The sequence below is a fragment of the Deltaproteobacteria bacterium GWA2_45_12 genome (assembly GCA_001797365.1).
In the GTDB taxonomy this organism is placed as follows: Bacteria; UBA10199; UBA10199; order UBA10199; family UBA10199; genus UBA10199.
Map to the genome: position 1 here is coordinate 58,064 of MGPH01000003.1, position 218 is coordinate 58,281.

Sequence of the window (218 nt, forward strand, 5' to 3'; positions counted from 1 at the left end):
GGAAAAACGACTTGGGAAAATGTTGTGTGCAGTTGCATCCCCTGCAATCTTAAAAAAGGGGGGCATAGCCCCGAGCAAGCAGGCATGAAACTGGTCAAGCATCCTGTCAAGCCCCAATGGTCCCTTCTTTTTCGTTTATTTTCGGGGCATACTCGCTACGATGAATGGAAACCCTTCCTTAACATGGTTGATTTTTCATACTGGAATGTTGAATTACA

At 45.0% G+C, this 218-nt stretch carries 1 pseudogene; it reads left to right on the forward strand.

Annotation, left to right across the window (positions count from 1 at the left end):
• Window positions 1-218 (forward strand): annotated as a pseudogene (locus tag A2048_06305) (HNH endonuclease).